Below are 25,800 nucleotides of genomic sequence, written 5' to 3'. Positions count from 1 at the left end.
TGCTCATAGCGCCACCTCCGCTGCGCTCCGGCGTCGCCATGAGCTGAAAACTGAGCCAACCGATTCACTCGCAAGCTCGCTCATGTGGCCAGCTCCTCCCCCACCCGGGCCGCGGCCGCGGTCATGATGTCCAGATTTCCGGCGTACGGCGGAAGGAAGTCCCCGGCCCCGGCGATCTCCAGGAAGATCGCGACCCGTCCGTCGTCGAACTGCGGTTCGCTGAGCAGCCGGTAGCCCGGGACGTATCGGGCCACCGCCGCGACCATCTCGACGATCGAGTCGCCGATCGCGGCGGGGTCGGCGTCGGGGCCGATCGCGCAGAACACGGTGTCCCGCATGACCAGCGGCGGGTCGGCCGGGTTGAGCACGACGATCGCCTTGCCCCTGGCCGCGCCGCCGACGAGCGAGAGAGCGCGCCCGGTCGTACGGGTGAACTCGTCGATGTTGGCCCGGGTGCCCGGCCCGGCCGAGCGGGAGGCCACGGTGGCGACGATCTCGGCGTAACCGACCGGCGTGCACCGGGATACCGCGTACACCATGGGAATGGTCGCCTGCCCGCCGCAGGTGATCAGGTTGAGGTTCGGCGCGCCGAGATGTTCGCGCAGGTTGACCTCGGGCACGACGAGCGGTCCGACGGCCGCCGGGGTCAGGTCGATCGCGCGGATCCCGGCCTCGGCGTAGCGCGGCGCCCAGGCCCTGTGCACGGCCGCCGAGGTGGCCTCGAAGACCAGGTCGGGCAGCGGGTCCTGGGCGAGCAGCCAGTCGGCGCCCTTCGCGCTGGCGGCGAGGCCGAGGTCGGCGGCGCGCCGCAGCCCGGGGCTGTCCGGGTCGATGCCGACCATCCAGAGCGGCTCGATCGCGTCCGAGCGCAGCAGCTTGTACAGCAGGTCGGTGCCGATGTTGCCGGACCCGACGATCGCCGCGGTCAACCGGGTCATGACTCACTCCCTGCGAAGGACAGCCGCACGTCACCGAGGCCGGTGAACACCGCGTGGAACGAGGAGCCCGGGTGCACGTCGACCGCACGGGCACAGGCTCCGGGCAGTATCAGGTGACCGGCGCGCAGCCGGACCCCGAAGCCGGCGACCGTGCGGGCGAGCCAGGCCACCGCGGTCACCGGGTTGCCGAGTACGGCGTCGGAACGCCCCCGCGCCACCGGCTCGCCGTCCTCGAGGAGCACCGCCTCGATCCCGCGGATGTCGATCCCGTCCGGCGGCACCCGGCCGGCGCCGACGACGAACCCGGCCGACGAGGCGTTGTCGGCGATCGTGTCGGCCAGGCTGATGTTCCAGTCCTCGATCCGGCTGTCGATCAGCTCGATCGACGGTGCGAACGCCTCGGTCGCCGCGAGCACGTCCCGCTCGGTGCAGTCCGCGCCGGGCAGGTCGGCGCCGAGCAGGAAGGCCACCTCGATCTCGACCCGTGGGTAGCAGTAGCGCGACGCGTCGGCCGGCTCGGTCTCGGACAGTCTCATGTCGGCCATCAGGTGCCCATAGTCCGGCTCGTCGACGCCCATCATCTGCTGCATCGCCGCCGAGGAGAGCCCGACCTTGTGGCCCACGACCGCGCTGTCGCGGCGGCGGATGTTGGCGAGCTGGATCGCGTACGCGTCGGCGGCGGTCAGGTCGGGCCGCTCCCGTACCAGCGGAGGGATCGGTTTGCGGTCGCGCTCGGCGACGCGCAGCCGGTCGGCGATGGTGCGACGGTCAGCCTCGGTCAGCATGCGGACCTCCCCGGTCCTCCGACGGCGGCGCTGCGGCCCGCCCGGCGCCCCGAGAAGACGCAGTCGGCCAGCGACAGCCCGCTCACGTAGCTGCGGGAGCAGATGCCGACCGCGGTGCGCCCGGCGGCGTAGAGGCCGGGCACACCCAGCACCCGGCCACTCTCCTCGTCGACCCGCAGACCCCCGAGGGTGAGCATCGGTGCCGGCACGGCGGTCCGGTTGCGGACCGAGACATCGATCATCGAGTACGGTGGTGGGCCCGTCGCCGCCCCGGCCGTGGCGGCCAGCCCGGCGGGGTCGACGCCGGCCCGCCGAGCGACCGCCTCCAGGGTCGCGCCGGTGACCCGGCCGAAAGTGAGCAGCCAGAGCACCTGCCAGCGCTGGAACCACAGGGTCTGCGTCCACAGCTGGCGGCGGCACCGTGCCAGCACGGCGGCGTCGAGCAGCAGCCACGCCCGCGCCTCCGGTGACCGCAGGATCGCCTCGCCGACCGCCGCGCCGTAGCGGGTCTCGTCGCAGACCCGTCTGCCGTCCCGGTCGACCAGCAGGCCGTCGAGCATGGCCGAGGGCGGGCTCAGGAACCGCCAGATGCTCACCCGGTCGAGATGGGCGGTGGAGGCGCCGGCTGCGACGCCGAGCCGGATGCCGGAGCCGTCGTCGCCGGGCGTGCCCAGCCGCAGCCCGCCCCGGTATTCCGGCGCGTGCTCGCGCATCATCTCGCGGTCGAACACGAACCCGCCCGCGCACAGGACGGTCCCGCTGCCGGCCGAGACCCGCAGCGGACGCCCGTAGCGCCGTTCCAGCCAGGCGACCCGCCGGTGCAGTGCGCGGCCCAGTCCCGGCAGGTAGAGGCCGGGCTTGACCGACCAGCGGTGCAGCACGCGGTGGCCGAGCCGGGCCCAGCCGGGCGCGTCGCGCAGGGTCCGGCACTCCACCCCGGTGACCCGCCCGTCGGCATCGGCGAGCAGCCGCTCAGCTCGGGTCTGTGTGAGCACCACCGCGCCACGGTCGCGCGCGGCGGCGGCGAGCCGGGTGTAGAGCGTCCGCCCGGAGGTGCCTCGGGCCAGTACCCGGTGGCCGCGTGGCGCCGACTGACCGAACGCGAGCTCGCTGCCGGAGAAGTACAGGTAGTGCCGGTTGGTCGGGTACGACGTCTTGTAGGGACAGGACCGCGCGTCGAACGGCACGCCGAGCCCGGCCAGCCAGTCGATCATCGCGGCGCTCTGCTCGCAGAACCGCCGCAGGGTCCCGGCCGAGACCGTGTCACCGACCTCCTCGCGCAGGTAGTCGGCCATCTCCCGCGGTGTGTCGGTGACCCCGGCCGCCCGCTGCTGCCGGGTACCGCCGCCGGCGTAGACGACCCCGCCGGAGATCGCGGTGGCCCCACCTCCGCCGAACCGGTCGAGTACGAGCACGCGGGCGCCCGCTTCGGCGGCCTCGACGGCGGCGCACGCCCCGGCCGCGCCGAAGCCGACCACCACGACGTCGGCCGTCTCCTCCCAGGACCCGGTCACGGAACCTCCGATCAGTGGTGCTCGATGCCCGATAACTATAACCTGTTCTAGTGACTGTCACGGAAGACGCATTCGATCTGGTCGTGGTCGGCAGTGGCGGTGCCGGGCTGGTGGCAGCACTTGCCGCGGCGCACCACGGGCTGAGCGCGATCGTTCTGGAGAAGGCCGAAACGTATGGCGGTTCTACCGCCCGTTCCGGCGGCGGCCTGTGGCTGCCGGGCAACGAGGTGCTGCGGCGGGCCGGCGCGACCGACAGCGCCGAGGACGCGCGGGCCTACCTCGCCCACGTCGCCGGGCCACAGGTCGCGCCGGCCCGGCAACACGCCTTCCTGGACGCCGCGCCGCGGATGCTGGCGTTCGTGCGGGCGCACACCCCGCTCGACTTCGCCTGGGTCCCCGGCTATCCGGACTACTACCCCGAGGCACCCGGCGGCCGTGCGAGCGGGCGCAGCATCGAGCCGCGACCGCTGGACACCCGGCGGGTCGGGCCGGATCTGGCGACGCTCGCCGAGCCGTACCGGAAAGCACCCGACGGCGTCGCGGTCACCCAGGTCGACTACCGGTGGCTGTCGCTGGGCACCCGGCATCCGCGGGCGATCCGCACCGCGGCCCGGCTCGCCCTGCGTGGCCTGACCGCCCGGCTGTCGCGGCGGCGGACGCTGACCATGGGCCAGGCGCTCGCCGCCGGGCTGCGCGCCGGCCTGCGCACCGCCGGCGTCCCGGTCCGGCTCGGCACGCCGATGACCGACCTGCTCGTCGAGGACGGCCGGGTCACCGGGGTGCACGCGGGCGAACTGACCTTCCGCGCCCGCCGGGGTGTGCTGCTGGCCAGCGGCGGCTTCGAGCACAACGAGCCGATGCGGCGGAAATATCAGGACCTCGGCGTGGAGTGGACGGTCGGCGCGGCCGGCAACACCGGCGACGGCATCGAGGCCGGCGAGCGGCTCGGCGCCGCACTCGACCTGATGGACGAGGCGTGGTGGGGGCCGTCGATCCCGCTCACCAGCGGGCCGTACTTCTGTCTCGCCGAGCGCAACCAGCCCGGCTGCCTGCTCGTCGACAGCAGCGGGCGGCGCTTCGTCAACGAGGCCGCGCCCTACGTGGACGCCGTGCACGCGATGCTCGCCCCCGGGGTACGGCTGCCGGCCTGGCTTGTCGCAGACCAGACCTACCGGGACCGTTACCTGTTCGCGGGGCGGGGCCCGCGCGCCCCGCTGCCGCGCCGGTGGTTCGCGGCCGGGATCGCGCACCGGACGGACACCCTCGACGAACTGGCCGAGCGGATCGGTGTGCCCGCCGAAGCACTCCAGGGCACCGTCCGACGGTTCAACGAGTTCGCGGTGCGGGGCCACGACGACGACTTCGGCCGCGGCGACTCGGCGTACGACCGCTACTACGGCGACCCGCGGCAGCGACCCAACCCGTGCCTGGGCGCGGTGGCCCGGCCGCCGTTCTACGCGTTCCGGATGGTCCCCGGCGACCTGGGCACCAAGGGCGGGCTGCGCACCGACGAACGGGCCCGGGTGCTGCGCCCGGACGGCACGGTCATCCCCGGTCTGTACGCGGCCGGGAACGTCAGCGCCGCGGTGATGGGCCGTAGCTACGCCGGGGCGGGCGCGACCCTCGGCCCGGCCCTGACCTTCGGTTACCTCGCCGCACTCGACCTCGTCTCGTCGTGAAAGGACCGCCATGCCCATCGACCCCGCGATCGCGGTCGGCGCCGAACTACCCAGCCGCGATCTGAGCTGGGACAGCACGGACGTGCTGCTCTATCACCTGGCCGTCGGCGCGGACGAGCTGTCGTACGTGTACGAGGCCGCGCTCTGCGGCGTGCTGCCGACCTTCGCCACGGTGGCGACCACGTTGCGTGACACCGAACCGCCCTCGGTGAGGATGCCCGGCGTCGACGTCGACCTGGCCCGGGTCGTACACGGCCGGCAGGAGCTGGAGATCCACAAGCCGATCCCGGTACGGGGCGGCTGCACGGCCCGTTCCCGGATCGCCGACGTCCACGACAAGGGCAGCGCCGCGATCGTCGTCACCGAGACCGTCACCGAGTTCTTCACCAGCCGGATCAGCATCTTCGTCAAGGGCGAGGGCGGCTTCGGCGGCGATCGTGGTCCGGACACCCGGGTGGCGGTGCCGGCCCGCAAACCGGACGCCGAGGTGCTCTCCCCCACCGAGCCGCGGCAGGCCCTCTGGTACCGGCTGCTCGGCGACCGCAACCCGTTGCACGTCGACCCGGGATTCGCGGCCCGGGCCGGGTTCGACCGGCCGATCCTGCACGGGCTCTGCACGTACGGGATGGTGCTGAAGGCCGCGATCGGCGCGGAACCGGAGCGGGTGGCCGGCTACCGGGCCCGCTTCGCCGGGGTGGTCTTCCCCGGCGAGACACTGCGCACCCGGATCTGGCGCGAGGACGACCGGCTGGTCCTGACCGCGACGGTCGCCGACCGCGCCGACGCGCCGGCCCTCTCCGACGCCGTCGTCACCTTCCGTTGAGACGAGATCACCTGGCTGTACGTCGACCCGCAGCGCTACCGGCACGGCATCGGGAGGGCGCTGCTCCGCCACGCGGTCGCCGCCGCCGGACCGCGGGTCGAGGTCACCGTGCTCGACGGCAACCCGGCCGCCGAGGCGCTCTTCGCCGGCGAGGGCTTCACCGTCACGGAGACTCGGACCGGTCCCCTGATCGGCAACGAGTCCTTCACCGCCACCGGCCACACGGTCGCCTGGCTACAGCTTGCTGTGCGCGGCTGTCCGGCGGATGGCGATGATGTTGTCGAGGACGGTTGCGGTCTGGCCGGCCGGGCCGATGGCGGTCCGAGCGGGTGCTTCGCATCGCTCGGTGTGCCAGCCGTCGCCGAGGTGCAGCGTGGCCAGTGACGCCTCAGGAGTGGGGAAGCGGATGTCCTGGCCGGCCTGCCAGGACCACGGTGCCGTCGAGGCGTGTTCGATGATGAGGAGCAGACCGCCGGGGGTGACCGCCGCGGCGGCGCGACGCAGGACCTCGTCGCGGGGGATCTCGATGGGTGTGTGGAAATAGGTGGCGCTGACCAGGTCGAACTCGCCTTCCGGGAAGCTGTGGGCCAGGTCGTGACAGGCCGGGTGAATGCGCTCGGCCACGCCTGCGGCGGCGGCTCCCGCAGCGACCCGGTCGAGGGCGGTCGCCGACACGTCCACGGCTGTGACGTGCCAGCCCTGGGCGGCGAGCCAGATGGCGTCGCCGCCGTGCCCGCAACCCAGATCCAGCGCCGTGCCGGGATGGGGTGCGAGCGCGGTGACGAGGCCGGACATGATGACGTTGGGTTTGGTGCCCCATCCGGTATCGAGGCCGGCGTAGTGCTTCTCCCAGAAGGCGGCGGAGGTCGTCTCGGTCATCGGAAGGGCCTTTCCGTCAGGCGGTGAGAGGGTCGTGACGCCTTGCCTGCCCCGGCGACCCGTGGCCGACATTGCCGGCATCCGCGCCGGGCCGCAACAATGCATGCTGTTTCAGCAACATGACTGGTGACGGCGCATGCTCGCCGCCGAGGTGAGCGGGCCCACCTCCTGACGACCGGGCAGTCCATCTGGCCCAGGCAGGAGCATGATGACCGAACCGACCGAGCAGGAGATGCTTCGCGCCGCCGCGGCGCTCGGACCGTTCGTCCGACGCTGGCATCTCCCGCTCAACCCGGAGGACATGGACGAAATCGCCTATGCGGTGCTGCGGTACGCACGGACCGACAATGACCCGGACGAGATCGTGGTCGCGGTTGAGCAGCAGATCGATCAGCACGAGAGCAGAGCGCGGCAACTTCTCGAGGCCATGCAGGCCCAAATCGACCGCAGACGGCGTGAACAAGGTCGCGGCAGCGATGATCAGAGCCGGTGACGCCTGCGGAGTACCCCCTGAGAAGATCGACTTTCGGTTCCCGGGGAGTGAGGTCGGGTAACCACAAGCTCGGGAGAAGCCGCTGTAAAACCGATCAATGCGTAACAGGGTGACACTTTTCGGTCATCACGCTCATGGCGCCATATGACCGGTGAGAACGACGAGTGTGACCTCAGCGGGCGGGTGATCCGGCCGAAAAGGGGTAGGGCAGTCGTTATGCGGAGGTCACGGATGAGCTACCGGGTCTCGCTAGCCCGAACCGTGATGTTCGCCCTGGCGTACCTGGCGGCAGCGTTGATCGGGCGCCTCGCCGTGTTGGACAGCACCAGTCTGAGCATGGTGTGGCCCGCCGCGGGCGTCGGGGTGATCTGGTTCTGCGCGCAGCCAATCACGCCCCGGTACTGGATCGACGTCGTCGCGCTCGTCGTCATCTCGTACGTCGTGAACAGTCTGACCGGGGCGCCGTTCTCCACGGCGCTGCCCGCGTCGCTCGCCAATGCCGTACAGACCCTGGTCTTCGTCATACTGATCCGGCGCTGGCGGCCGTCGCTGTGGGGCGCCGAGGGCACCGAGCCGATGCAGTCGCCCCGGGACCTCTGGATCCTGCTGACCGCGACGTTCGCCGCGACCGCATGCGGCGGGCTGGTGGGCCCGGGCGGCCGATGGCTGCTCGACGGGGACTACACGTGGCTGTACTCGGTGGCGTGGATGGCCCGCAACCTGTTGAGCATCCTGATCATCGGGTTGGCCGGGCTCTCCATCGGGCAGGCGGTCGCGCAGTACTACGCCCGGCACGGCTCGCTGGCCGGCTGGCACCGCCACTGGATCGCCGCGCTCCGGACGACGCCGTGGTGGCGGATCGCCGAGTACGCGGCCATCGCGGTCTGCACCACGAGCCTGTACCTGGTGGGTTTCAACTACGCGAATCGCCTGCCGATCTCGTTCGCCCTGCTCGGTCTGACGGTGTGGGTGGCGACCCGGCTGGCGACACCCTTCGTGATGGCGCACAGCCTGGGCGTCGGCATCATCGCCGCGCTCTTCACGGTGCAGAACGTGGGCCCGTTCGCGGCCGTCGAGAACATCGAGCTGCGCACGATCATGGTGCAGGCGTTCGCCGCGTTGGTCGCCGTGGTCGGGCTCGCCCTTGCGCTGGGACGTGACGAGCGGGCCCGTCTGATAGCCGAGCTCGCGGCGCAGCAGGAGCAGGCGTCCCGGCACGCCGAGTTGATGACCACGATCGTCGACTCGATGGCCGACGGGCTGGCGGTGATCGATTCCGAGGGCCGGGTGATCCTGCGGAATCCCGCTTCGGCACACCTGCTCGGCAGCCGAATCGACCCGGACGGGAGGTTCGACGACACCATCGCCGACGAGCTCTTCCACCCGGACGGCTCCCGCTACCGCGATGAGGAGCTGGCGTACCGGAGGGCGCTGGCCGGTGAGGAGGTACGCGGCGCGGAGATGATGATCCGCAACCCGGAGGGGCCTGAGGCCCGTTGCCTCCGGATCACCGCCACGTCGCTGCGGAACCCGGATGGAACCCACAACGCGGTCGTCCTCTACCACGACATCACGGCCGAACGCCGCCACCGCGACGAGCTGACCAGCTTCGCCGGCGTGGTGGCGCACGACCTGCTCAACCCGCTGGCCAGCGTGGACGGGTGGTCGAACGCCCTGTTCGAAGACCTGCGCGAGGTACCGGCCCATCCAGCGGTGGACCGGGCGTACGCCGACCTGGCCCGGCTCTCCCAGGCCTCCGGGCGCATGCAGTCCCTGATCGAGGACCTGCTCACGTACACCACCGTCCGCAATGCCACCGCCGCTCCGGCCCGGGTCGACCTCGCCGCTCTGGTGGACGAGATCACGAGCACGCGCGCCGACGCCGCCATCGCCGCGGGCAGACCCGATCCCAAGTTCGCCTTCGATGAGCTCCCACCCGTACACGCCGACCCGGTGCTGGTCCGGCAGTTGCTGGACAACCTCATCGGTAACGCGATGAAGTACACGGCGGCCGGCGTCACGCCGGCCCTGACCATCACCGCGGCACGCGAGGGCGACCTGATCCGGGTCTGCATCGCCGACAACGGCATCGGCATCCCGGCGGGACAACACGACGAGATCTTCGCCAACTTCCACCGCGCGCATCCCGACAGCGGCTACCACGGCACGGGGCTCGGCCTGGCGATCTGCAAGCGGATCGTGGAGGGCCACGGCGGCACGATCACCGCCTCGGACAATCCCGGCGGTGGATCGTGCTTCACGTTCACGCTGCCCGCCGAGATCCCCGCTCCCTGACCGGTCATCGCCTCCCATAGGGCACCGGACCAGCCGGAAGGGTGAGCCCGGCCTCAGGGGATGGGCGATCCAGCCGAAAAGGGGGTAGGTCAGCCGTTATGCGGAGGTCACGGATGAGTTACCGGGTCTCGCTAGCCCGAACCGTGATGTTCGCCCTGGTGTACCTGGCGGCTGCGCTGGTCGGGCGCCTCACCGTGTTGGACGACGCCGGTCTGGGCCTGGTGTGGCCCGCGGCGGGTATCGGAGTGGTCTGGCTCTGCGCGCAGCGGCCCACATCCCACTACTGGATCGATCCCATCACGCTTTTCGCGATCTCGTACATCTCGAACGTGCTGACCGGGGCGTCGGCCGCAACGTCGCTGGCCGCCGCTGTTGCCAGTACCGTCCAGGGTCTGATCTTCGTCGCACTGATCCGGCGCTGGCGGCCGTCGCTGTGGGGCGCCGGGGGCACCGAGCCGATGCGGTCGCCCCGGGACCTCTGGATCCTGCTGACCGCGACGTTCGCCGCGACCGCATGCGGGGGGGGCTGCTGGGCCCGGGCGGCCGTGGGGTGCTCGGTGAGGACTACACCTGGCTGCATTCGGTAGCGTGGATGGCCCGCAACCTGTTGAGCATCCTGATCATCGGAGTGGCCGGACTCTCCATCGGGCAGGCGGTGGCACACTACTACGCCCGGCACGGCACGCTGGCCGGCTGGCATCGCCATTGGGCCGCCACTCTTCGGGAAACGCCGTGGTGGCGGATCACTGAGTACGTGGTCATCGCGGTCTGCTCCACCGGCCTGTACCTGGTGGGTTTCAGCAACGCGGCTCGCCTGCCGATCTCGTTCGCGCTGATCGGTCTGACAGTGTGGGTGGCGACCCGGCTGCCGACCCCGTTCGTGATGGCGCACAGCCTGGCCGTCGCCCTCATCTCCACGGTCTTCACCCTGCAGAACAGGGGTCCGTTCGCGTCCGTCGAGAACTTCGAGCTCCGCACGGTCATCCTGGAGGCGTTCGCCGGGTTGGTCGCCGTGGTCGGGCTCGCCCTGGCGCTGGGACGCGATGAGCGACAGCGGCTGATGGCCGAGCTGGCGACGCACGCCGAGCTGATGACCGCGATCGTCGACTCCATCGCCGACGGCTTGGCGGTGATCGATAGCGAGGGCCGGGTAGTGATGCGGAATCTCGCTTCGGCGCATCTGCTCGGCAGTCAGTTCGCCCCGAACGCAAGGTTCACCGACGACCTCGCCGACGAGTTGTTCCACCCGGACGGCTCCCGCTACCGCGACGAGGAGCGGGCGTACCGGAGGGCGCTGGCCGGTGAGGAGGTACGCGGCGAGGAGATGATGATCCGTACCCGTCAGGGGACGGAGGTCCGTTGCCTCCGGGTCACCGCCACCCGCCTGCGGAACCCGGACGGAACCCACAGCGCGGTCGTCGTCTACCACGACATCACGGCCGAACGCCGCCACCGCGACGAGCTGACCAGTTTCGCCGGCGTGGTGGCGCACGACCTGCTCAACCCGCTGGCCAGCGTGGACGGGTGGTCGAACGCTTTGCTCGAGGACCTGCACGAGATGCCGGCACATCCGGCGCTGGACCCGGCGTTCGCCGACCTGGCCCGGCTCTCCCATGCCTCCGGGCGCATGCGGTCACTGATCGAGGACCTGCTCGCGTACACCACCGCGCGCAATGCCACCGCCGCTCCGGCTCGGGTCGACCTCACCGCCATGGTCGCCGAGATCACGAGCATGCGTGCCGACGCCGCCATCGCGGCGGGCAGACCCGGTCCCGAGTTCACGTTCGATGAGCTCCCACCCGTACACGCCGACCCGGTGCTGGTCCGGCAGTTGCTGGACAACCTCGTCGGCAACGCGATCAAGTACACCGCCGCCGATGTCATACCGGTTCTGACCATCACCGCCACGCGGGAGGGCGACCTGATCCGGGTCTGCGTCGCCGACAACGGCATCGGCATCCCGCCCGGGCAGCACGACGAGATCTTCGCCAACTTCCACCGCGCGCATCCTGACAGCGGCTATCAGGGCACAGGGCTCGGCCTGGCGATCTGCGCGCGGATCGTGGAGGTTCACGGCGGCACGATCACCGCCTCGGACAATCCCGGCGGTGGATCGCGCTTCACGTTCACGCTGCCCGCAGCCACGGACGTATAACCCGCAAATCCCATGGGCTAAGAGTGGTATTGACGCCGCGGGCCAGCAAGGATTCACTGTTCCCACACCCGGCCGCCGCCGCTGAGGAGGAACCGTGATCGACATACTGGATCTCACCGCCGACGTCCTGGTGGCCGGCGGCGGCCCGGCCGGCGCCTGGGCCGCGCTCAAGGCCGCGCAGGCCGGCGCCGACGTGATCCTGGTCGACAAGGGATACACCGGCACGAGCGGCGCCACGGCCTCCGCCGGCACCGGCGTCTGGTACGTCGAGCCCCAGGCCCGCGAGGCGGCCATGGCCAGCCGGGAGCACCTCAACGGCCACCTGTCCGATCGGCGCTGGATGGCCCGGGTGCTGGACCAGACGTACGCCAACATCCACGAACTCGCCACGACCGGCCGCTACCCGTTCCCGATCCTGGCCGACGGCTCCGAACTGCGCCGCGGCGTCCAGGGCCCGGAGTACATGCGCCGGATGCGGGCCTGGCTCAAGCGCGGCGGCGTGCGCGTCCTCGACCACAGCCCGGCCCTCGAGCTGCTCACCGACCCGACCGGCGCGGTGGCCGGAGTGGCCGGCCACCGGCGGCAGCTCGACCAGCCGTACCGGGTGCGCGCCGGCGCCGTGGTGCTCGCGACCGGCGGCTGCGCGTTCCTGTCCCGGGCGCTGGGCTGCGACGTCAACACCGGCGACGGCGCGCTCTTCGCGGCCGAGGTGGGCGCGACGCTGTCCGGGATGGAGTTCTCCAACGCGTACGCGATCGCTCCGGAGTTCTCCTCGGTGACCAAGACGGCCTACTACAACTACGCGACGTTCTACCGCGAGGACGGCACCGTCCTCGAAGGGGCGGCCAGCCAGAGCGGCCGCTCCGTGATCGCGCGGGCGCTGCTGAACGAGCGGGTCTTCGCCCGGCTCGATCTGGCCGACGACACCGTGCGGGCGGCCATGCGGCGAGGCCAGCCCAACTTCTTCCTGCCGTTCGACCGGATGCGGATCGACCCGTTCGAGGACCGCTTCCCGATCACGCTGCTGCTGGAGGGCACGGTACGCGGGACCGGCGGCGTACGGGTGGTCGACGACGACTGCTCGACCGGCGTGCCGGGCCTCTACGTGGCCGGCGATGTGGCGACCCGGGAGCTGATCTGCGGTGGCTTCACCGGCGGCGGGTCGCACAACTCCGCGTGGGCCATGTCGTCCGGGACCTGGGCGGGCACGGCGGCGGCCCGGCACGCGGCGGCCCTGGGAACAACGGCACGACGGCGCAGGCCGGTGAGCGCCGGACAGGCGGGATTGCGCCCCACCGGCGTGGTCTCCGGCGACCACCGCGAGGTCGTCCGCGCGGTGCAGGCCGAGACGCACCCGTACCTGAAGAACTACCTGCGCCGTGGTGACCGGCTCGACCAGGCGCTCGCGACCCTCGACGAGCTCTGGGCCGACACGCGCGCCCACCTGCACGGATCTCCCGTCGAGGCACGGCAGGCGGCCGCCATGGTGGCGCACGCCCGCTGGATGTACACGGCCGCCCTGGCCCGCACCGAGTCGCGCGGCATGCACAAACGCCTCGACCACCCCGGGACCGACCCGTCCCGGCGCCACCGGCTCCTGGTCGGCGGCCTCGACGAGCTGTGGACTGCGGCCGATCCGGTACGCCCGCACACCCCGCTCGACCTGGCGGTGGCTTCGTGATCGAGCTGATCAGCGCCGACCGCTGCGTCACCTGCGACCGGTGCATCGAGGCATGCCCGACCAACGTCTTCGACCGGGGCGTCGACGGCGTCCCGGTGATCGCCAGGCAGGCCGACTGCCAGACCTGCTTCATGTGCGAGGCGTACTGCCCCACCGACGCGTTGTTCGTGGCGCCCACCGTTGCACCGCTGCCGGCCGGTGACCCGCTGCGCGACGAGGAACATCTCGTGGCGACGGGGCTGCTCGGCAGCTATCGCGCCGGCATCGGCTGGGGTCACGGACGTACACCTGGGTCCCGCCTCGCCGTCGGACCCGACATCACCCCACCAGCCTAGGAAAGATGGCATCGATGGATCTGCAACTTACCGGCAAGCGTGCCCTGGTGACCGGAGGCAGCCGCGGAATCGGACTACGAATCGCACGGGCACTGCTCGCCGAAGGAGCCCACGTGGCCATCGCCGCGCGGGACACCGAACGGCTGGCCAAGGCCGCCGCCGAACTCTCGGCGCTGGGACATCCCGGGCGGATAGTCACCGTGCGGATCGACACCGGCGACGACGAGTCCGTCCGCGCCGCCACGCAGAGCGCGCGCGACCAGCTCGGCGGCATCGACATCCTGATCAACAACGCGGCCGTTCCCGGCGGCGGCAAGGGCGGTCCGGCCAGTCCGTCGCAGACCACCGACCAGGAGTTCGTCGACGCGGTCAACGTCAAGGTCGTGGGATATCTGCGCACCGCCCGGGCCGTCGTACCCGGCATGATCGCCCAGGGCTGGGGACGGATCGTCAACATCTCCGGCCTGGCCGCCCGGCACAGCGGCAACTTCGTCGCGACCGCCCGCAACATCGGCGTGGCCGCGCTGACCAAGAACCTCGCCGATGAGCTCGGCCGGCACGGCATCAACGTCACGGTCGTGCACCCGGGCGCCACGGTCACCGAGCGGACCCCTCAGCTGACCGCGGACGCCGCGGAGTCCTGGGGCGTCACCCCCGAGGAGGCGGAACGCCGCCTGGCCGCAAACACCGCGATCGGACGTGCGGTGACCGCCGAGGAGGTCGCCGACGTGGTGACGTTCCTCGCCTCACCGCGCAGCGTCGCCATCACCGGCGACGCCGTCACGGTCGGCGGCGGTGTCGTAGGCGCCATTCACTACTGATCCCGCGCCGGCCCGGGGCGGCCAACCTCCGCCTGACCTGCGCTGGGTCGCCAGGTGTCACGCTCCGCTGAGGATCAGCCCGCTGGTCGGGACTCCGGTGCCGGCCGTGACCAGCACCGGTCCGTCCCCCGGCACCTGGTTGACGGCCGTGCCCCGCACCTGCCGTACCGCCTCGGCGATTCCGTTCATGCCGTGGATGTACGCCTCCCCCAACTGCCCACCGTGCGGGTTGATCGGCAGCCGCTCCTCGGCGATCACGTGCCGCCCCTCGCCACGCCCGCAGAATCCAAGTTCTTCCAACTGCATGAGGACGTACGGCGTGAAGTGGTCGTAGAGCACAGCGGCCCGCACGTCGGCGGGCGTCAGCCCGGACTGCCCCCACAGCTGCCGAGCCACCACGCCCATCTCCGGCAGCGCGGCCACCTCGTCGCGGTAGTAGCTGGTCATCACGAACTGGTCCGGCCCGCTCCCCTGCGCCGCCGCACACACCACGGCCGGCGCCCGGCGCAGGTCCCGGGCCCGCTCGGCGGCGGTCACCACGAGCGCGACCGCCCCGTCGCTCTCCTGGCAGCAGTCGAGCAGCCGCAGCGGCTCGGCGATCCAGCGGGAGGCCCGGTGATCCTCGAGGGTGATCGGCCGGCCGTAGAACCAGGCGGCCGGGTTGGTGGCCGCGTGCCGCCGGGCCGCCACGGTGACCCGGCCGAAGTCGTCGGTGGTGGCCCCGTAGTCGTGCAGGTAGCGCCGGGCCGCCATCGCCACCTGCGCGGCCGGCGTGGCCAGACCCATCGGATAGTGCCAGCTCGCGTCGAGCCCCGGCGGCGTGTTCGCCTGCCCGAAGCGGCGGCCGGAGCGCTCGTTGAGCGCGCGATAGCAGACCACCGTCTCGGCGATCCCGGCCGTCACCGCGAGCACGGCCTGTTGGACGACGGCGCAGGCCGCGCCACCGCCGTACCCGATCCGGCTCAGGAAGGTGAGCTCGCCGGCGCCGATCTCCCGGGCCACCGCGATCTCCGCGTTGTCGTCCATGCTGAAGGTGGTCAGGCCGTCGACGTCGGACGGCCGCAGGCCGGCGTCGTCGAGCGCCGCCCGGACCGCCTCGACCGCGAGCCGCAGCTCGCTGCGGCCGGAGTCCTTGGAGAACTCGGTGGCCCCGATGCCCGCGATCGCCGCGCTCCGGGCGATCACGACGCCACCCGCACGATGCCGGAGACGTGCTCGCCGGTCGCCGTGCGCCCGACGACCGCCACCTCGTCGCCCCGCGCCTGCCCGGTGAAGGTCAGCGTGTCGTACGCATAGCAGGGCGCGCCGAGCCGGATCTCGATGCCGCGCAGCACCGCCTCCGGCCCGGCCCAGTCGGTGACGTACCGCTGCACGAGCCCGGTCGTGGTCAGGATGTTCAGGAAGATGTCCCGGCTGCCACGCCGCACCGCCGCGTCCCGGTCGTGGTGCACGTCCTGGAAGTCCCGGGTGGCCAGGGCGGAACTGATGATCACGGTCGGGGTCACCGCGAGCTCCCACGACGGCAGCTCGACCCCGGTCGGCCCCCACACCGGGAGCCCGTCGGCGAACCCGGCCTGGACTCGTGCCCCGATGCTCGGGTGCACCCCCCGCAGCTCACCCACCATCCGTACCCCTTCGTCCAGGTCGACCAGAGCGACCGTCACCGGCGACCGTCGTCCGGGCAACGACGGATGGTGGTGCACGACGTAGCTGTGGACGGTCCCGGTGCCGGCCGCCACCACGTACTCGGGCTTGAGCGCACCGCAGGCCGGGCAGGCCGGCCCGGGCGGATGACGCAGCGCACCGCACTCTCCGCAGCGCTGGATCCGCAGCTCACCGGCCTCGACCCCGGCCCAGAAGAAGGCCGAGTCCGGACCGGCCACCGGCCGGATCGGCTCCGACCGCACCGGGGCCGAAGCGCCGGGCCGGTACTTCAGCACCCGGAAACGCATCTCGGCCACCGGTTCGCCCGCCACCTCCCAGACGCTCTCGGTGGTGACGAACCAGCCCTCCCCCAGCGCCGTCCGCTTCGGCCCGGCCACTCCGGTGAGCCGGCCGCGGACCGCCAGGATCTCCCCTTCCCGCAGGTAGCGGTGGTACGTCTGAGCGCAGTCGGTCGCCACCACCGACGTGTATCCGGCCTCGTCCAGCACCGCCGACATGCCACGCAGCGGATCGTCGAGGTCCTCGTGCGCCGGGCGCAGGCCGCGCATCGTCCACACCTGCGCCATCGCGGGCGGCGCCACACCGTCACGCTCGTAGACCGGGTTGGCGTCGCCGATCGCGGCGAGCCAGTCCCGGATCGCCGGACGGTTCACCGGGTCCCGGGCCGGTCGCGCCGGGGACGGCCCGGCCTCGGCGATGCGCCGCGCGGCCGCCTCGATCGTCTCGGTCATCCGGTGCCCTCCTTCGGCGACGTGTGGTGGGTGCCGCCCGGCCTCCTACCTGGGCACCCGGGGCAGGCCGAGGCCCGCCGACGCGATCAGTTCCCGCTGGATCTCGTTGACCCCACCGCCGAAGGTGAGTACGAGGTTGCGTTTGGCCTGCACGTCCAGCCAGGTCAGCAGCTCGGCGGTGACGGGGTCGGCCGGGTCGCCGTGCCGCCAGACGACCTCCTCGAGCTCCTGCCCGGTCCGCAGCAGCCGCTCCGAGGCGAAGACCTTGGTGGCGGACGCGTCGGCGGCGTTCGGCTCGCCGCCGGTGACCTGCCAGTTGAGCAGCTCGTTCACCCGGCGGCAGGCCTCGGCCCGGGCCAGGGCGCGGCGCACGTCCGGGGCGTCGTGGCCGTCCGCCCAGGCGCGTACGCGATCGATGAACGCGCCGAAGCGCCCGGCCGGGCCGAGCATCACCCGCTCGTGGTTGAGTTGCGCGGTCAGCAGCCGCCAGCCGCCGTTCTCGACGCCGACCAGCCGGTTCACCGGGACGCGGACGTCGGTGAGGTAGACCGTGTTGACGTGGTGCGCGCCGTCGCAGGTGATGATCGGCGTCCAGGAGTAGCCGGGGTCGGTGGTGTCGACGATCAGGATGGACAGGCCCCGGTGCCGGGGCGCGTCCGGGTCGGTGCGGCAGGCGAGCCACAGGTAGTCGGCGTCGTGGGCGCCGGTGGTGAACATCTTCTGGCCGTTCACCAGGTATTCGTCGCCGGCCCGTACCGCCCGGGTCCGTAGCGCGGCGAGGTCGGTGCCCGCCTCCGGCTCGGTGTAGCCGATCGCGAAGTGCAGCTCGCCGGCCAGGATCCGCGGGAGGAAGAACTCCTGCTGCTCGGGCGAGCCGTGGGCGAGCAGCGTCGGCGCCACGGTCTGCAGGGTGACCGCCGGCAGCGGCACGTCGGCGCGGGCCGCCTCGTTCACGAAGATCTGCTGCTCGACCGGCCCGAGGCCGCCGCCCCCGAACCGCTCCGGGAAGCCGAGGCCCAGCCAGCCGTCCCGGCCCAGCCCGCGGACCAGGGCGCGATAGACCCTGCCGTGCCGCTCGCGCAGCATCGCCGCCCGGTCCGCCTCGCTCAAAACCTTGCGGAGGTACGTACGTAGCCGCGCCCGCAGAGCCAGCTGTTCCTCAGTCAGCGCGATGAACACCGTGGCCTCCCAGTCGGTCGAGGCAGTTCTCCGCACCGCCGAGGTGGCGGATCAGGTCGCGGACCAGTTCGGTGTGCCGGTGCAGCGGGTAGTCGGCGGCCAGGCCGAGCCCGCCGTGCAGGTGATGACAGGTGCGCAGGGCCGGTAGTGCCTCGCTGCTCAGCCAGTACCCGGCGGTCCACAGGTCGCTGTCATCGTCCCGGTTCTGGTCGAGACCCCAGTTCGCGGCGAGGGCGGCGAGGTGCATCGTGCGGGAGGCGACGTAGACGTCGGCGATCTGCTGCGCGACCGCCTGGAAGGTGGCGAGCGGGCGGCCGAACTGGTGCCGGTCGCGGACATGGTCGGCGGTCCTCCGCAGGGCCCCGGCGAGCGCGCCATCGCCGAGCGCGCAGGCGCCCGCCACCGCGTACCGCTCGAATTCGGCTCGGCCGTCGCCCAGCGGTTCGGCGGCGACGTCGTCCAGCCGCAGCGCGAACTCGTCGGTCCCGGCCGAGGTCGGAGTGCGCAGCAGCGTCACCCCGGGCGCGGCCGGATCGACCAGCGTGACCGTCTCGCGGGCCCGGACCAGGATGCGGTGGGCCTGGTCGGCGTCCGGGACGGCGCGGCACGTCCCGGTCAGCCGCCAGTCCTCGGTGGCCGTGACCCGGTCGCCGAGGGCGGCGGTCAGCACCCGGCCCTCCAGTACGCCGGGAAGCAGGTCACGCTGCTGTCGCGGGCTGCCCCAGCGGACCACCGGGAGCACGCCGAGCGAGAGCGTGGACCAGGCCGGGACACGGGCGGCGTGACGGCCGATCTCGGTGAGCAGCAGGCCGGTCGCCAGCGGGCCGAGCCCGGCGCCGCCGAGCTCCGCCGGCACCGCCAGGCCGAGCAGCCCGGCCTGGCCGAGCGACTTCCACAGTTGCCGGGGTGAGTCGTCGTGGTCGCTCAGCACCTCGCCGGCGAGGCGGACGATCGCCTCCTGGGCGTCGTCGAGCGCGAAGTCCGGACCCATGCCGCTATTAGAACACGTTTCACTTAGGGGTCAACATCGGCTGCCGCAACAGACTGTCAACATCCCGTTGCTAGGCTGGTGGGACCACAGGGGCCACGAGGGGTAGCCATGGCAGCACCGAGAACGAATACCAGTATTGGCGCAGCGCGCAGCACACTCGACACCGAGCAAGGCTCCGCCGCGCAGCGGGACAGGCGCCGTCGGATCCTCGAGGCCACGCTGCTGCTGGCGTCGAAAGGCGGCTATGACGCGGTGCAGATGCGCACCGTCGCGGAGCGCGCCGAGGTCGCCCTGGGCACGCTCTACCGCTACTTCCCGTCGAAGATCCATCTGCTGGTGTCGGCCCTGGCCCTGGAGCTGGAGAAGACCCAGGAGAAGCTGGAACGCAAACCGATCCCCGGCGACACCCCCGACGCACGCATGCAGTTCGTGCTCAGCCGGGTGACCCGGGCGATGCAGCGCGAACCCCAGCTGACCGAGGCGATGACCCGGGCCTTCATGTTCGCCGATCCGTCCGCGAGCGCCGAGGTCAACGCGGTCGCGAGACTGATGGAGGACATGTTCACCCGGGCCATGCACGACGGCGAGCCGACCGCCGACGACCGGGCCAAGGCGCGGGTCATCGGCGACGTGTGGCTGTCCAACCTGGTGGCCTGGGTGACCCGCCGCGCGTCGGCGAACGATGTGGTCAACCACCTGGAGCTGGCGAGCCGCCTGCTGCTGCGCTGACCATCCGGTCAGTTGCTCCCGCGCTGATCACCCGGTCAGCTGCTCCCGCGCTGATCACCCGGACAGCCGCTCCCGCGCTGATCACTCGGTCAGCGCGACCAGTTTCGCCAGGGCCTGCTGACCGGCCGCGGTGGCCTGCTTCTCCAGCATGCCGGCCATCGGGCCCTTCAGCGCCGGGCCGATGAACTCCATCTCGTACGTGATGTGCGAGCCGCCCTCGGTCGGCTCGATCACGAAGAGATTCTTCGCCTTGACACCCATCGGCCCGTCGCCGCTCTGCTCGAGACGGCCCGGCGCCGCCGCCGTGGCCACCCGCCACGCCATCTCGGCGGGCATGCCCATCAGCTTCACCTTCTGCCGGTACGTGGTCCCCTCGCCGAGGCTCTCCGGCACGTCGCCGGTGAATCCCTCGTGCATCGTGTTCCATTCCGCGACCCGCGACAGGTCCGATACGACATCCCAGATCCGCTGCGGATCCGCCTTGGCATCGGCCTCGACGGTTACCTTGGCCATCGCGCTCCTCCTCTGGTAGAGCAACTAGAACAGGTTATAGCAGTGTGACTTGATTCACTAGCTCCTCACCGCCCGTCAGCGGCGATGCTGTTGTGATGGAGGGACATACGGTGGCCGACGACGAGACCGGCCTGACCCATCGACGTGCGGCCATCACCGAGCTTGGCGACGCCCTGCGCACCCTGATCGAACACGCCACCACCACCGAGGTGCCGACCGGTGACCTGCTCCGGGCGGCCTCCGAGCTGCGCGACGTCGCCGCCCGGCTCGGCGAGCGGGTGCGCGGCCGCGCCACCCTTTCCCGCGCCGACGACCTGCTCGGCGGCGTCCGGATGTACAACCCGGTCACCGGCGCCGGCAGCGCCCTCGCGCCGCCGCTGCACGTCGAGGTGGTGGCCGGGACGGCGATCGGCCGGTGCACTCTCGGCCTGGCCTACGAGGGCCCGCCGACGTTCGCGCACGGGGGCGTCAGCGCGATGCTGCTCGACCAGATCCTCGGTCACGCCGTGGTCGCCTCCGGCAACCCCGGGATGACCGTCCGGCTGGACACCGCCTATCACGCACCGGTTCCGCTGCTCACCCCGCTGCTGCTGACCGCCGACGTACTCGACGTGAGCGGCCGCCGGGTGACCGCGACCGGCACCATCGCGACCGAGGCCGAGCCCGGCACGGCCCTGGTCACCGCCACCGGCACCTTCGTCGGCCTGCGCGCCGAGCAGACCCGCCGCCTGTTCGGCTCGGTCCTGCGCGCCCGGCCCTGAGACGCCTGCGGGCTAGCCAGCCGCCCGTCCGGCCTTCGTAGCCTGCCAGACCTGAAGAACTTCGGCCGGGTCCGGCAGACGCCAACCTCCCTGATCGTTCGAGTGCCGACCGGCAAGGACTCTGGCCCTGCCGCAGACGACGAACCCGTCCTCCTCTGTGGGCAGGGTCAGGCAGAGTTCCGTCTGCCGTAGGAAGTCCGGCACGCCGGCGTAGTCCAGCAACCGGGTGCGAGCCGGCGGATCAGCCGGCTGGATCACCAACCCGGGGTAGGACGCGCGCAGTTTGACGGCCCGGACCCCCTCGAAGTGCACGCTGACCGCGTCCTGGTCACCATCGGCGACCCGAGCATGAAGTACGAGCTGTGAGTGCCCCACGCCGTAGGACCAGAGCCGGAACGTACCGTCGAGCACCACAGGTTCCACCGGAACATCATGCCGCAACTCGATCTCCTGAGTCCGCGGGGAAGGTCCCGCAACAGTCGTGGGATATGGTGCCGAACGTGCGTGACGGGGCTCCGGATCCAATCGGATGAGCTGGCAGAACGGCCTCACCGGCTTCCTCGCCGGGCTGCTGATCTCGATCGTCACCTCGCCCGTCGGCGTCTCCGGGGCGGTCTTCCTGCTCCCCGTACAGCTGAGCGTCCTGCACGTGCCCAGCCCGGCGGTCACCCCGACCAACCTGCTGTTCAATGTCGTCTCCGGCCCCGGCGCCCTGGCCCGCTATCGGCGCAACGGCCAGCTGGCCGGACCACTCGCCCGGCTCCTGATCGCGGGCACCGTCCCCGGCGTCGTACTCGGCGCGATCATCCGGGTCTTCGCCATCCCCGGCCCGCGGGTCTTCCGCCTCGTGGCCGCCGCGGTCCTGCTCCCGCTCGGGCTCTGGCTCTGCGTCCGGGCCCTGCGCCCCGACGCCCCGGACCGCTCGCCGCTGTCCCGGCACGCCATTCTCGGACTCAGCGTCGTCACCGGCACCGTCGGCGGGATCTACGGGATCGGCGGCGGCTCCATCCTCGGCCCGATCCTCGCCGGCCGCGGCATCCCGATGACCCGGATCGCGCCCGCGGCCCTTGCCTCGACCTTCCTCACCTCGATCGTCGGCGCCGCGACCTACGGCGTCCTCGCCCTCAGCACCAGCGGCGACATCGCCCCACACTGGCGGCTCGGCCTGCTCTGCGGAGCCGGCGGGCTGATCGGAGGTTACCTCGGCGCCCGCCTCCAGCCCTACCTGCCCGAGAAGGCCCTGCGCCTGCTGCTCGGTCTCCTGGCCACCGCCCTCGCGATCCTCTACCTGGTCCAAGGATCGACAGCGGCAAGTCGATAGCCGACGGCGACTCAGTGAATCTTTCTCGGCAACGGGCCAATACTCTGAACCCCGTCCGCACTGCCTGGGGAGAGTCATGACGAGTAGGTTCACCGAGTTGGTCGTTGACTGCCACGATCCTGAGAGGCTTGCGGCCTTCTGGTGCGAGGTCCTGGACTTCAAGGTGATCGACCGGAGCGAGGGCAAGGTCGAGATCGGCTCCTGGGTGCCGACCGTCGAGGACGTTCGGGCCCGTCAGATGCCGCCGACCCTGGTGTTCATCCAGGTGCCTGAGGGCAGGACCGTGAAAAACCGGCTTCACCTCGACGTCAGCCCGATCGACGGCAGCACCGCGGACGAGGTGACCAGATTGCTTGGGCTCGGCGCCACCAAGACGGATGTGGGCCAGGGGTCAGACCGAAACTGGGTGGTCATGGCAGACCCCGAGGGCAACGAGTTCGACGTTCTACGCACCCTGGCGCCGCAGACCTAGGCCGCGGTCACCCGCATCCCGCCACACGCCGCAACCGCTACGTTGCCGAGAAGACCTCACTGGCAGTCCAGGTTCGCGATGAAGGCGTGCAACCAGCGCAGCTCGCGTGCATGGTGTTCAAGAGCGTCCGCGGCCTCCGCGGGGCTCACCGGCGCGTACTTGATGCGCTCCGCCGCGAGTAGCCGGAATCGGTACAGGGCAGGAAGGATGGGGCGCCAGTCGCTCAAGCCGTACGCGTCCACAAAGGTCCGGAGTCGGGCCGCGAGGCCGGGGATGGGGTCGAACCCCACTTCACGCAGCTGGTCCGGCGGGGCGAGCGGAACGAACTCCTGCTGGACCCGGAGACCTATCGGATCCCGGAGGAGGCCGCGGTTCGGGCACCACTTCGCCGCGGTCCTGATCGAGGAGTCGGGGCAGCATGCCGTGTTGGTCGCGGAGGCGACCGGGCGGGTGGTCGGCATGGTCGAGGTGCTGCGCGGCCCGGATCCACCCGACCATCAGATTCTGCGGCCGGAGTCGTCGGCGCGGATCCACACGGTGGTGGCGGACGAAGCCCGGGGCCGGGGAGTCGGATCGGCTCTGCTCACCGCCGCGGAGCAGTACGCCGCAGGCGCCGGGATCGTCCACCTGTCCGCCGGCATCCACCACCGGAATTCTGGTGCCGTGCGGTTCTACGGTCGGCACGGATACGCTGATTCGGGCCGCTCGCTGGGCAAGCGGGTCACCGCCTGAGCTTGTGCCTCAACCGGGTGATCACGGGGCGGCAGTGACCACCGCGCGGGACCGGTCCGCGGCGATCCGCACCGCCATCGCACCGAGCGCGGTGCCCATCACGTAGCGCTGGAGCTTCAGCCAGCCAGGCCGGTCGCCGAGGAACCGGGAGATCGAACCCGCGGACATCGCGATCAGGCCGTTCACGGTGATCGCGATGGCGATCTGGACCAGGCCGAGCACGAGGCTCTGCGCCGCGATGCTTCCCCGGGCCGGGTCGACGAACTGGGGCAGCAGCGAGACGTACAGGACGGCGATCTTGGGGTTGAGCAGGTTGGTGACCAGGCCCATCGTGAACAGTTTCCCCGGCCGGTCCGCGGGCAGCGCCTTGGGCGTGAACACCGACATTCCACCGGGTCGCACCGCCTGGAACGCCAGCCACAGCAGATAGCCGGCGCCGGCCAGCTTCAGCGCCGTGTAGAGCGCCGGCACCAGCGCGAAGATCGTGACCACGCCGGCCGTTGCGGCAACGAGGTAGACGAGGAAGCCGCAGGCCACCCCGGCGAGTGAGATCAGGCCGGCACGCCGGCCCTGGGTCACGGACCGCGAGACCAGATAGATCATGTTCGGGCCGGGAATGAGCACCATGCCCAGCTCGATCGCGGCAACGCCCAGCACGGCGGAAAGAGTGACCATGGCGCGGTGTCAGGTCGTAGCTATACGGATCAGGGCGTTGCCGCCCAGAAGCAGGAGGTCAGCGACGGCGACCAGGGTCATGCTCCGGCGCATCCACCCGGCGGACTGTTCGGGGTCGGAGGCGGTGATGCCCCGCGCCGCGTAGTAGAGCGCGGCCGCGACGAGCGGGATGCCGCCGATGAGCAGGAAACCGACCTGCTTCGGTGTGTGGCCGCCGATCACCAGCATGGTGACCATCACCGTCGGAAGCACGCCGAACAGGAGCACGGCGATGCCGCCGTACCACCGCAATGATCGTGCCACGTCCGTCATGCTTTTCATGTTCACCCTTCGACCGCCAGAGCTTATCCATCGGGCCGGGCCGACGAGGAAGCGGCGGTTCGCCGGGGTCAACCGGAGCCGGGATCGACGGTCATCGGCTCGGTCGCAGGTCAAGCGGGAGCCGGTTCACGTTGACCATCAGCCACGGATTCGCCTCTTCGACCGGTTCGTCGAGGGCGACGGAGATGTCCGCGTAGCGCTGGAACATGATGCCCAGCGCGATCCGGGCCTCCAGCCGCGCCAGGGGTGCCCCGATGCAGAAGTGGATGCCGTGCCCGAAGGCGAGTTGCGGGTTGCGGGGACGGTGGATGTCGAACCGGTTCGGCTCGGTGAAGACCCGCTCGTCCCGGTTGGCCGCCGCTATCCACGGCATGACGACGGCACCGGCTGGGAGGTCCACCTCGCCGATCCGCGTGTCCCGGGTGGCCACCCGGGCCAGGCGAGGGAAAGGCGTACGGAATCGCAGCACTTCCTCGATCGCGTCGGGCAGCAGCCCCGGGTCCTTGCGCACCTCGGCCGCGGCGCCGGGGTTCTCCTCGAAGCAGAGGACGGAGTTGCCGAGCGTCGCCGTCGTGGTGATGTGCCCGGCGAGCAGCAGCAGGCCGAGGAACCCGATGATCTCCTCGTCGGCGAGTCGTTCCCCGTCGACCTCGGCCAGGATCAGCTTGCTCGTCAGGTCGTCGGCGAGGTTCCCGCGGCGGTTCCGGATGTGTTCGAGCAGGTAGGCGTTCATCTCCCGGACGGTCGGTGCGGCGTTCTCCATCGCCTCCTTGCCGGCGGCCAGCAGGGACTGGTCAGGGTCGATGTTCTGCCGGTTGAAGAACGTCTCCGCCCACCGGTGGAACACCGGCCGGTCCGAGGCCGGAATGCCGAGCAGTTCCGCGATCACGATCACCGGCAGCGGGTAGGCCAGCTTGTCGATGAGCTCCACCCGGGTCTGACCGGCCGCGCCGTCGAGCAGTTCGTTGGTGACCTGCGCGATCCGGGGTTCGAGTCCGGCCACCACGCGCGGCGTGAACGCCTGGCTGACCAGGCCACGCAGCTTGCGGTGCCGGGGCGGATCCATCCGGACGAAGTTTCCCCGCTGGAAGAGGGCGAAGTCCTCCTGCTGCGGCATCAGTTCCTGGAGGTCCGAGGAGAAGGCACCCGGGTCGGAGAGTACGGCAGCGGCCTCCGAGTGTCCGAGCACGTGCCAGCAGCGTTGCTTTTCGTCGTAGACGACCTGGCCCCGGCTTCGCTGCCGCTCCAACCAGTCGAGCAGGTCGGCGAGGGTCGGGGCTTTCTTCGTCAAGGTCATCGGAAGTGCCTCCGT

General features: G+C 71.3%; 28 protein-coding genes and 2 pseudogenes. 15 read left to right on the top strand and 15 right to left on the bottom strand.

Annotated elements, in window-relative coordinates; all coding sequences use genetic code 11:
• Window positions 1–80: 80 nt before the first annotated feature.
• Genes CHC09_RS16910 through CHC09_RS16900 form a run of 3 tightly spaced genes read right to left on the bottom strand, consistent with a single transcriptional unit; the run spans window position 81 to window position 3,237 of the window.
• Window positions 81–938 (bottom strand): acetaldehyde dehydrogenase (acetylating), encoded by an 858-nt coding sequence (locus CHC09_RS16910; RefSeq protein ID WP_089294047.1) that lies wholly within the window; start codon window positions 936–938, stop codon window positions 81–83.
• Window positions 935–1,723: a 2-keto-4-pentenoate hydratase gene (locus tag CHC09_RS16905; RefSeq protein WP_089294046.1), complete on the bottom strand. Its 789-nt coding sequence runs from the start codon at window positions 1,721–1,723 to the stop codon at window positions 935–937. The genes CHC09_RS16910 and CHC09_RS16905 overlap by 4 nt, the downstream gene beginning before the upstream one ends.
• Window positions 1,717–3,237 carry an FAD-binding protein gene (locus CHC09_RS16900; protein ID WP_089294045.1) on the bottom strand — a complete coding sequence of 507 codons (1,521 nt, stop codon included), beginning with the start codon at window positions 3,235–3,237 and terminating at the stop codon, window positions 1,717–1,719. Before CHC09_RS16900 ends, CHC09_RS16905 begins: the two co-directional genes overlap by 7 nt.
• 50 nt (window positions 3,238–3,287) lie before the next feature.
• Here CHC09_RS16900 and kstD point away from each other — a divergent pair, with 50 nt between their 5' ends.
• From kstD to CHC09_RS47635, 3 genes and pseudogenes are all read left to right on the top strand, one after another.
• Window positions 3,288–4,916, top strand: coding sequence for a 3-oxosteroid 1-dehydrogenase (gene kstD / locus CHC09_RS16895; RefSeq protein ID WP_089294044.1), 1,629 nt, complete (start codon window positions 3,288–3,290; stop codon window positions 4,914–4,916).
• Window positions 4,917–4,926: 10 nt separating this feature from the next.
• Window positions 4,927–5,739, top strand: coding sequence for a MaoC/PaaZ C-terminal domain-containing protein (locus CHC09_RS16890; RefSeq protein WP_089294043.1), 813 nt, complete (start codon window positions 4,927–4,929; stop codon window positions 5,737–5,739).
• Window positions 5,740–5,961: pseudogene (locus tag CHC09_RS47635) on the top strand (GNAT family N-acetyltransferase); the annotation flags it as partial.
• Between the two features lie 12 nt (window positions 5,962–5,973).
• Here the strand turns inward: CHC09_RS47635 and CHC09_RS16880 are convergent.
• On the bottom strand, window positions 5,974–6,618 hold the full coding sequence (locus tag CHC09_RS16880; RefSeq protein ID WP_089294042.1) for a class I SAM-dependent methyltransferase: 645 nt from the start codon (window positions 6,616–6,618) through the stop codon (window positions 5,974–5,976).
• 208 nt (window positions 6,619–6,826) lie between these two features.
• Between CHC09_RS16880 and CHC09_RS16875 the strand changes: the two genes are divergently transcribed.
• The 7 genes from CHC09_RS16875 (at window position 6,827) to CHC09_RS16850 (ending at window position 14,398) form a co-directional block, all read left to right on the top strand.
• Window positions 6,827–7,111: a hypothetical protein gene (locus tag CHC09_RS16875; RefSeq protein WP_143232381.1), complete on the top strand. Its 285-nt coding sequence runs from the start codon at window positions 6,827–6,829 to the stop codon at window positions 7,109–7,111.
• Between the two features lie 231 nt (window positions 7,112–7,342).
• On the top strand, window positions 7,343–9,406 hold the full coding sequence (locus CHC09_RS16870; protein ID WP_089294040.1) for an ATP-binding protein: 2,064 nt from the start codon (window positions 7,343–7,345) through the stop codon (window positions 9,404–9,406).
• 113 nt (window positions 9,407–9,519) lie between these two features.
• The gene (locus CHC09_RS47630; protein ID WP_239138253.1) at window positions 9,520–9,993 is read left to right on the top strand and encodes a hypothetical protein; all 474 of its coding nucleotides are present in this window, start codon (window positions 9,520–9,522) and stop codon (window positions 9,991–9,993) included.
• Window positions 9,921–11,561 (top strand): sensor histidine kinase, encoded by a 1,641-nt coding sequence (locus CHC09_RS16865; RefSeq protein ID WP_239138252.1) that lies wholly within the window; start codon window positions 9,921–9,923, stop codon window positions 11,559–11,561. The genes CHC09_RS47630 and CHC09_RS16865 overlap by 73 nt, the downstream gene beginning before the upstream one ends.
• A gap of 94 nt (window positions 11,562–11,655) precedes the next feature.
• A complete protein-coding gene (locus CHC09_RS16860; RefSeq protein WP_089294039.1) occupies window positions 11,656–13,242 on the top strand; it encodes an FAD-dependent oxidoreductase in 1,587 nt (528 codons plus the stop codon).
• Window positions 13,239–13,577 (top strand): 4Fe-4S dicluster domain-containing protein, encoded by a 339-nt coding sequence (locus tag CHC09_RS16855; protein ID WP_089294038.1) that lies wholly within the window; start codon window positions 13,239–13,241, stop codon window positions 13,575–13,577. The genes CHC09_RS16860 and CHC09_RS16855 overlap by 4 nt, the downstream gene beginning before the upstream one ends.
• Before the next feature lie 14 nt (window positions 13,578–13,591).
• The gene (locus CHC09_RS16850) at window positions 13,592–14,398 is read left to right on the top strand and encodes an SDR family NAD(P)-dependent oxidoreductase (protein WP_089294037.1); all 807 of its coding nucleotides are present in this window, start codon (window positions 13,592–13,594) and stop codon (window positions 14,396–14,398) included.
• Between the two features lie 57 nt (window positions 14,399–14,455).
• Here CHC09_RS16850 and CHC09_RS16845 read toward each other — a convergent pair whose 3' ends face one another.
• From CHC09_RS16845 to CHC09_RS16830, 5 genes and pseudogenes are all read right to left on the bottom strand, one after another.
• Window positions 14,456–15,583: a lipid-transfer protein gene (locus CHC09_RS16845; protein ID WP_089294036.1), complete on the bottom strand. Its 1,128-nt coding sequence runs from the start codon at window positions 15,581–15,583 to the stop codon at window positions 14,456–14,458.
• On the bottom strand, window positions 15,580–15,924 hold the full coding sequence (locus tag CHC09_RS47625) for a hotdog family protein (RefSeq protein ID WP_239138271.1): 345 nt from the start codon (window positions 15,922–15,924) through the stop codon (window positions 15,580–15,582). The genes CHC09_RS16845 and CHC09_RS47625 overlap by 4 nt, the downstream gene beginning before the upstream one ends.
• A pseudogene (locus tag CHC09_RS47620) lies at window positions 15,907–16,794 on the bottom strand (bifunctional MaoC family dehydratase N-terminal/OB-fold nucleic acid binding domain-containing protein); the annotation flags it as partial. The gene CHC09_RS47625 and the pseudogene CHC09_RS47620, both read right to left, overlap by 18 nt.
• Window positions 16,795–16,839: 45 nt before the next feature.
• On the bottom strand, window positions 16,840–17,973 hold the full coding sequence (locus CHC09_RS16835) for an acyl-CoA dehydrogenase family protein (protein WP_089294034.1): 1,134 nt from the start codon (window positions 17,971–17,973) through the stop codon (window positions 16,840–16,842).
• Window positions 17,954–18,964, bottom strand: a complete 1,011-nt coding sequence (locus tag CHC09_RS16830) for an acyl-CoA dehydrogenase family protein (protein WP_089294211.1) — start codon at window positions 18,962–18,964, stop codon at window positions 17,954–17,956. The genes CHC09_RS16835 and CHC09_RS16830 overlap by 20 nt, the downstream gene beginning before the upstream one ends.
• 108 nt (window positions 18,965–19,072) lie before the next feature.
• Between CHC09_RS16830 and kstR the strand changes: the two genes are divergently transcribed.
• On the top strand, window positions 19,073–19,693 hold the full coding sequence (kstR, locus tag CHC09_RS16825; protein ID WP_089294033.1) for a cholesterol catabolism transcriptional regulator KstR: 621 nt from the start codon (window positions 19,073–19,075) through the stop codon (window positions 19,691–19,693).
• 81 nt (window positions 19,694–19,774) lie between these two features.
• Here the strand turns inward: kstR and CHC09_RS16820 are convergent, their stop codons facing one another.
• Complete coding sequence (locus CHC09_RS16820) at window positions 19,775–20,206, bottom strand: type II toxin-antitoxin system Rv0910 family toxin (protein WP_089294032.1); 432 nt, start codon at window positions 20,204–20,206, stop codon at window positions 19,775–19,777.
• 95 nt (window positions 20,207–20,301) lie between these two features.
• On the opposite strand from CHC09_RS16820, the gene CHC09_RS16815 reads away from it, so the two are divergent.
• Entirely contained in the window at window positions 20,302–20,967 is a 666-nt protein-coding gene (locus tag CHC09_RS16815; RefSeq protein WP_089294031.1) for a PaaI family thioesterase, read from the top strand.
• Window positions 20,968–20,979: 12 nt separating this feature from the next.
• Here CHC09_RS16815 and CHC09_RS16810 read toward each other — a convergent pair whose 3' ends face one another.
• A complete protein-coding gene (locus CHC09_RS16810) occupies window positions 20,980–21,390 on the bottom strand; it encodes a hypothetical protein (protein WP_143232380.1) in 411 nt (136 codons plus the stop codon).
• A 106-nt stretch (window positions 21,391–21,496) separates the two neighbouring features.
• Between CHC09_RS16810 and CHC09_RS16805 the strand changes: the two genes are divergently transcribed.
• Complete coding sequence (locus tag CHC09_RS16805) at window positions 21,497–22,288, top strand: sulfite exporter TauE/SafE family protein (RefSeq protein ID WP_089294029.1); 792 nt, start codon at window positions 21,497–21,499, stop codon at window positions 22,286–22,288.
• A gap of 97 nt (window positions 22,289–22,385) precedes the next feature.
• On the top strand, window positions 22,386–22,760 hold the full coding sequence (locus CHC09_RS16800; protein WP_239138251.1) for a VOC family protein: 375 nt from the start codon (window positions 22,386–22,388) through the stop codon (window positions 22,758–22,760).
• A 56-nt stretch (window positions 22,761–22,816) separates the two neighbouring features.
• On the opposite strand, the gene CHC09_RS47615 is transcribed toward CHC09_RS16800, so the two are convergent.
• Complete coding sequence (locus tag CHC09_RS47615) at window positions 22,817–23,221, bottom strand: hypothetical protein (protein ID WP_239138277.1); 405 nt, start codon at window positions 23,219–23,221, stop codon at window positions 22,817–22,819.
• Between CHC09_RS47615 and CHC09_RS16795 the strand changes: the two genes are divergently transcribed.
• Window positions 23,220–23,492 (top strand): GNAT family N-acetyltransferase, encoded by a 273-nt coding sequence (locus CHC09_RS16795; protein ID WP_342352357.1) that lies wholly within the window; start codon window positions 23,220–23,222, stop codon window positions 23,490–23,492. The genes CHC09_RS47615 and CHC09_RS16795 overlap by 2 nt on opposite strands.
• A gap of 21 nt (window positions 23,493–23,513) precedes the next feature.
• Here the strand turns inward: CHC09_RS16795 and CHC09_RS16790 are convergent, their stop codons facing one another.
• The 3 genes from CHC09_RS16790 to CHC09_RS16780 form a co-directional block, all read right to left on the bottom strand.
• Window positions 23,514–24,167: a LysE family translocator gene (locus CHC09_RS16790; protein ID WP_089294026.1), complete on the bottom strand. Its 654-nt coding sequence runs from the start codon at window positions 24,165–24,167 to the stop codon at window positions 23,514–23,516.
• A gap of 9 nt (window positions 24,168–24,176) precedes the next feature.
• Entirely contained in the window at window positions 24,177–24,479 is a 303-nt protein-coding gene (locus CHC09_RS16785) for a hypothetical protein (protein WP_089294025.1), read from the bottom strand.
• A 100-nt stretch (window positions 24,480–24,579) separates the two neighbouring features.
• Window positions 24,580–25,785 (bottom strand): cytochrome P450, encoded by a 1,206-nt coding sequence (locus CHC09_RS16780; RefSeq protein WP_089294024.1) that lies wholly within the window; start codon window positions 25,783–25,785, stop codon window positions 24,580–24,582.
• Window positions 25,786–25,800: the final 15 nt, after the last annotated feature.

It is taken from the genome of Actinoplanes regularis (genome assembly GCF_900188005.1).
Classification (GTDB): Bacteria; Actinomycetota; Actinomycetes; order Mycobacteriales; family Micromonosporaceae; genus Actinoplanes; species Actinoplanes regularis.
This window is presented reverse-complemented; position numbering and strand designations above follow the sequence as displayed.

Excerpts from the sequence above, each read along its gene's own strand:
- CHC09_RS16910 (WP_089294047.1), bottom strand. The coding sequence starts at position 938 with ATGACCCGGTTGACCGCGGCGATCGTCGGGTCCGGCAACATCGGCACC.
- CHC09_RS16905 (WP_089294046.1), bottom strand. The coding sequence starts at position 1,723 with ATGCTGACCGAGGCTGACCGTCGCACCATCGCCGACCGGCTGCGCGTC.
- CHC09_RS16890 (WP_089294043.1), top strand. The coding sequence starts at position 4,927 with ATGCCCATCGACCCCGCGATCGCGGTCGGCGCCGAACTACCCAGCCGC.
- CHC09_RS16880 (WP_089294042.1), bottom strand. The coding sequence starts at position 6,618 with ATGACCGAGACGACCTCCGCCGCCTTCTGGGAGAAGCACTACGCCGGC.
- CHC09_RS16875 (WP_143232381.1), top strand. The coding sequence starts at position 6,827 with ATGACCGAACCGACCGAGCAGGAGATGCTTCGCGCCGCCGCGGCGCTC.
- CHC09_RS16870 (WP_089294040.1), top strand. The coding sequence starts at position 7,343 with ATGAGCTACCGGGTCTCGCTAGCCCGAACCGTGATGTTCGCCCTGGCG.
- CHC09_RS47630 (WP_239138253.1), top strand. The coding sequence starts at position 9,520 with ATGAGTTACCGGGTCTCGCTAGCCCGAACCGTGATGTTCGCCCTGGTG.
- CHC09_RS16865 (WP_239138252.1), top strand. The coding sequence starts at position 9,921 with ATGCGGGGGGGGCTGCTGGGCCCGGGCGGCCGTGGGGTGCTCGGTGAG.
- CHC09_RS16850 (WP_089294037.1), top strand. The coding sequence starts at position 13,592 with ATGGATCTGCAACTTACCGGCAAGCGTGCCCTGGTGACCGGAGGCAGC.
- CHC09_RS16830 (WP_089294211.1), bottom strand. The coding sequence starts at position 18,964 with ATGGGTCCGGACTTCGCGCTCGACGACGCCCAGGAGGCGATCGTCCGC.
- kstR (WP_089294033.1), top strand. The coding sequence starts at position 19,073 with ATGGCAGCACCGAGAACGAATACCAGTATTGGCGCAGCGCGCAGCACA.
- CHC09_RS16820 (WP_089294032.1), bottom strand. The coding sequence starts at position 20,206 with ATGGCCAAGGTAACCGTCGAGGCCGATGCCAAGGCGGATCCGCAGCGG.
- CHC09_RS16815 (WP_089294031.1), top strand. The coding sequence starts at position 20,302 with ATGGAGGGACATACGGTGGCCGACGACGAGACCGGCCTGACCCATCGA.
- CHC09_RS16805 (WP_089294029.1), top strand. The coding sequence starts at position 21,497 with ATGAGCTGGCAGAACGGCCTCACCGGCTTCCTCGCCGGGCTGCTGATC.
- CHC09_RS16795 (WP_342352357.1), top strand. The coding sequence starts at position 23,220 with ATGGTCGAGGTGCTGCGCGGCCCGGATCCACCCGACCATCAGATTCTG.
- CHC09_RS47615 (WP_239138277.1), bottom strand. The coding sequence starts at position 23,221 with ATGCCGACCACCCGCCCGGTCGCCTCCGCGACCAACACGGCATGCTGC.
- CHC09_RS16790 (WP_089294026.1), bottom strand. The coding sequence starts at position 24,167 with ATGGTCACTCTTTCCGCCGTGCTGGGCGTTGCCGCGATCGAGCTGGGC.
- CHC09_RS16785 (WP_089294025.1), bottom strand. The coding sequence starts at position 24,479 with ATGACGGACGTGGCACGATCATTGCGGTGGTACGGCGGCATCGCCGTG.
- CHC09_RS16780 (WP_089294024.1), bottom strand. The coding sequence starts at position 25,785 with ATGACCTTGACGAAGAAAGCCCCGACCCTCGCCGACCTGCTCGACTGG.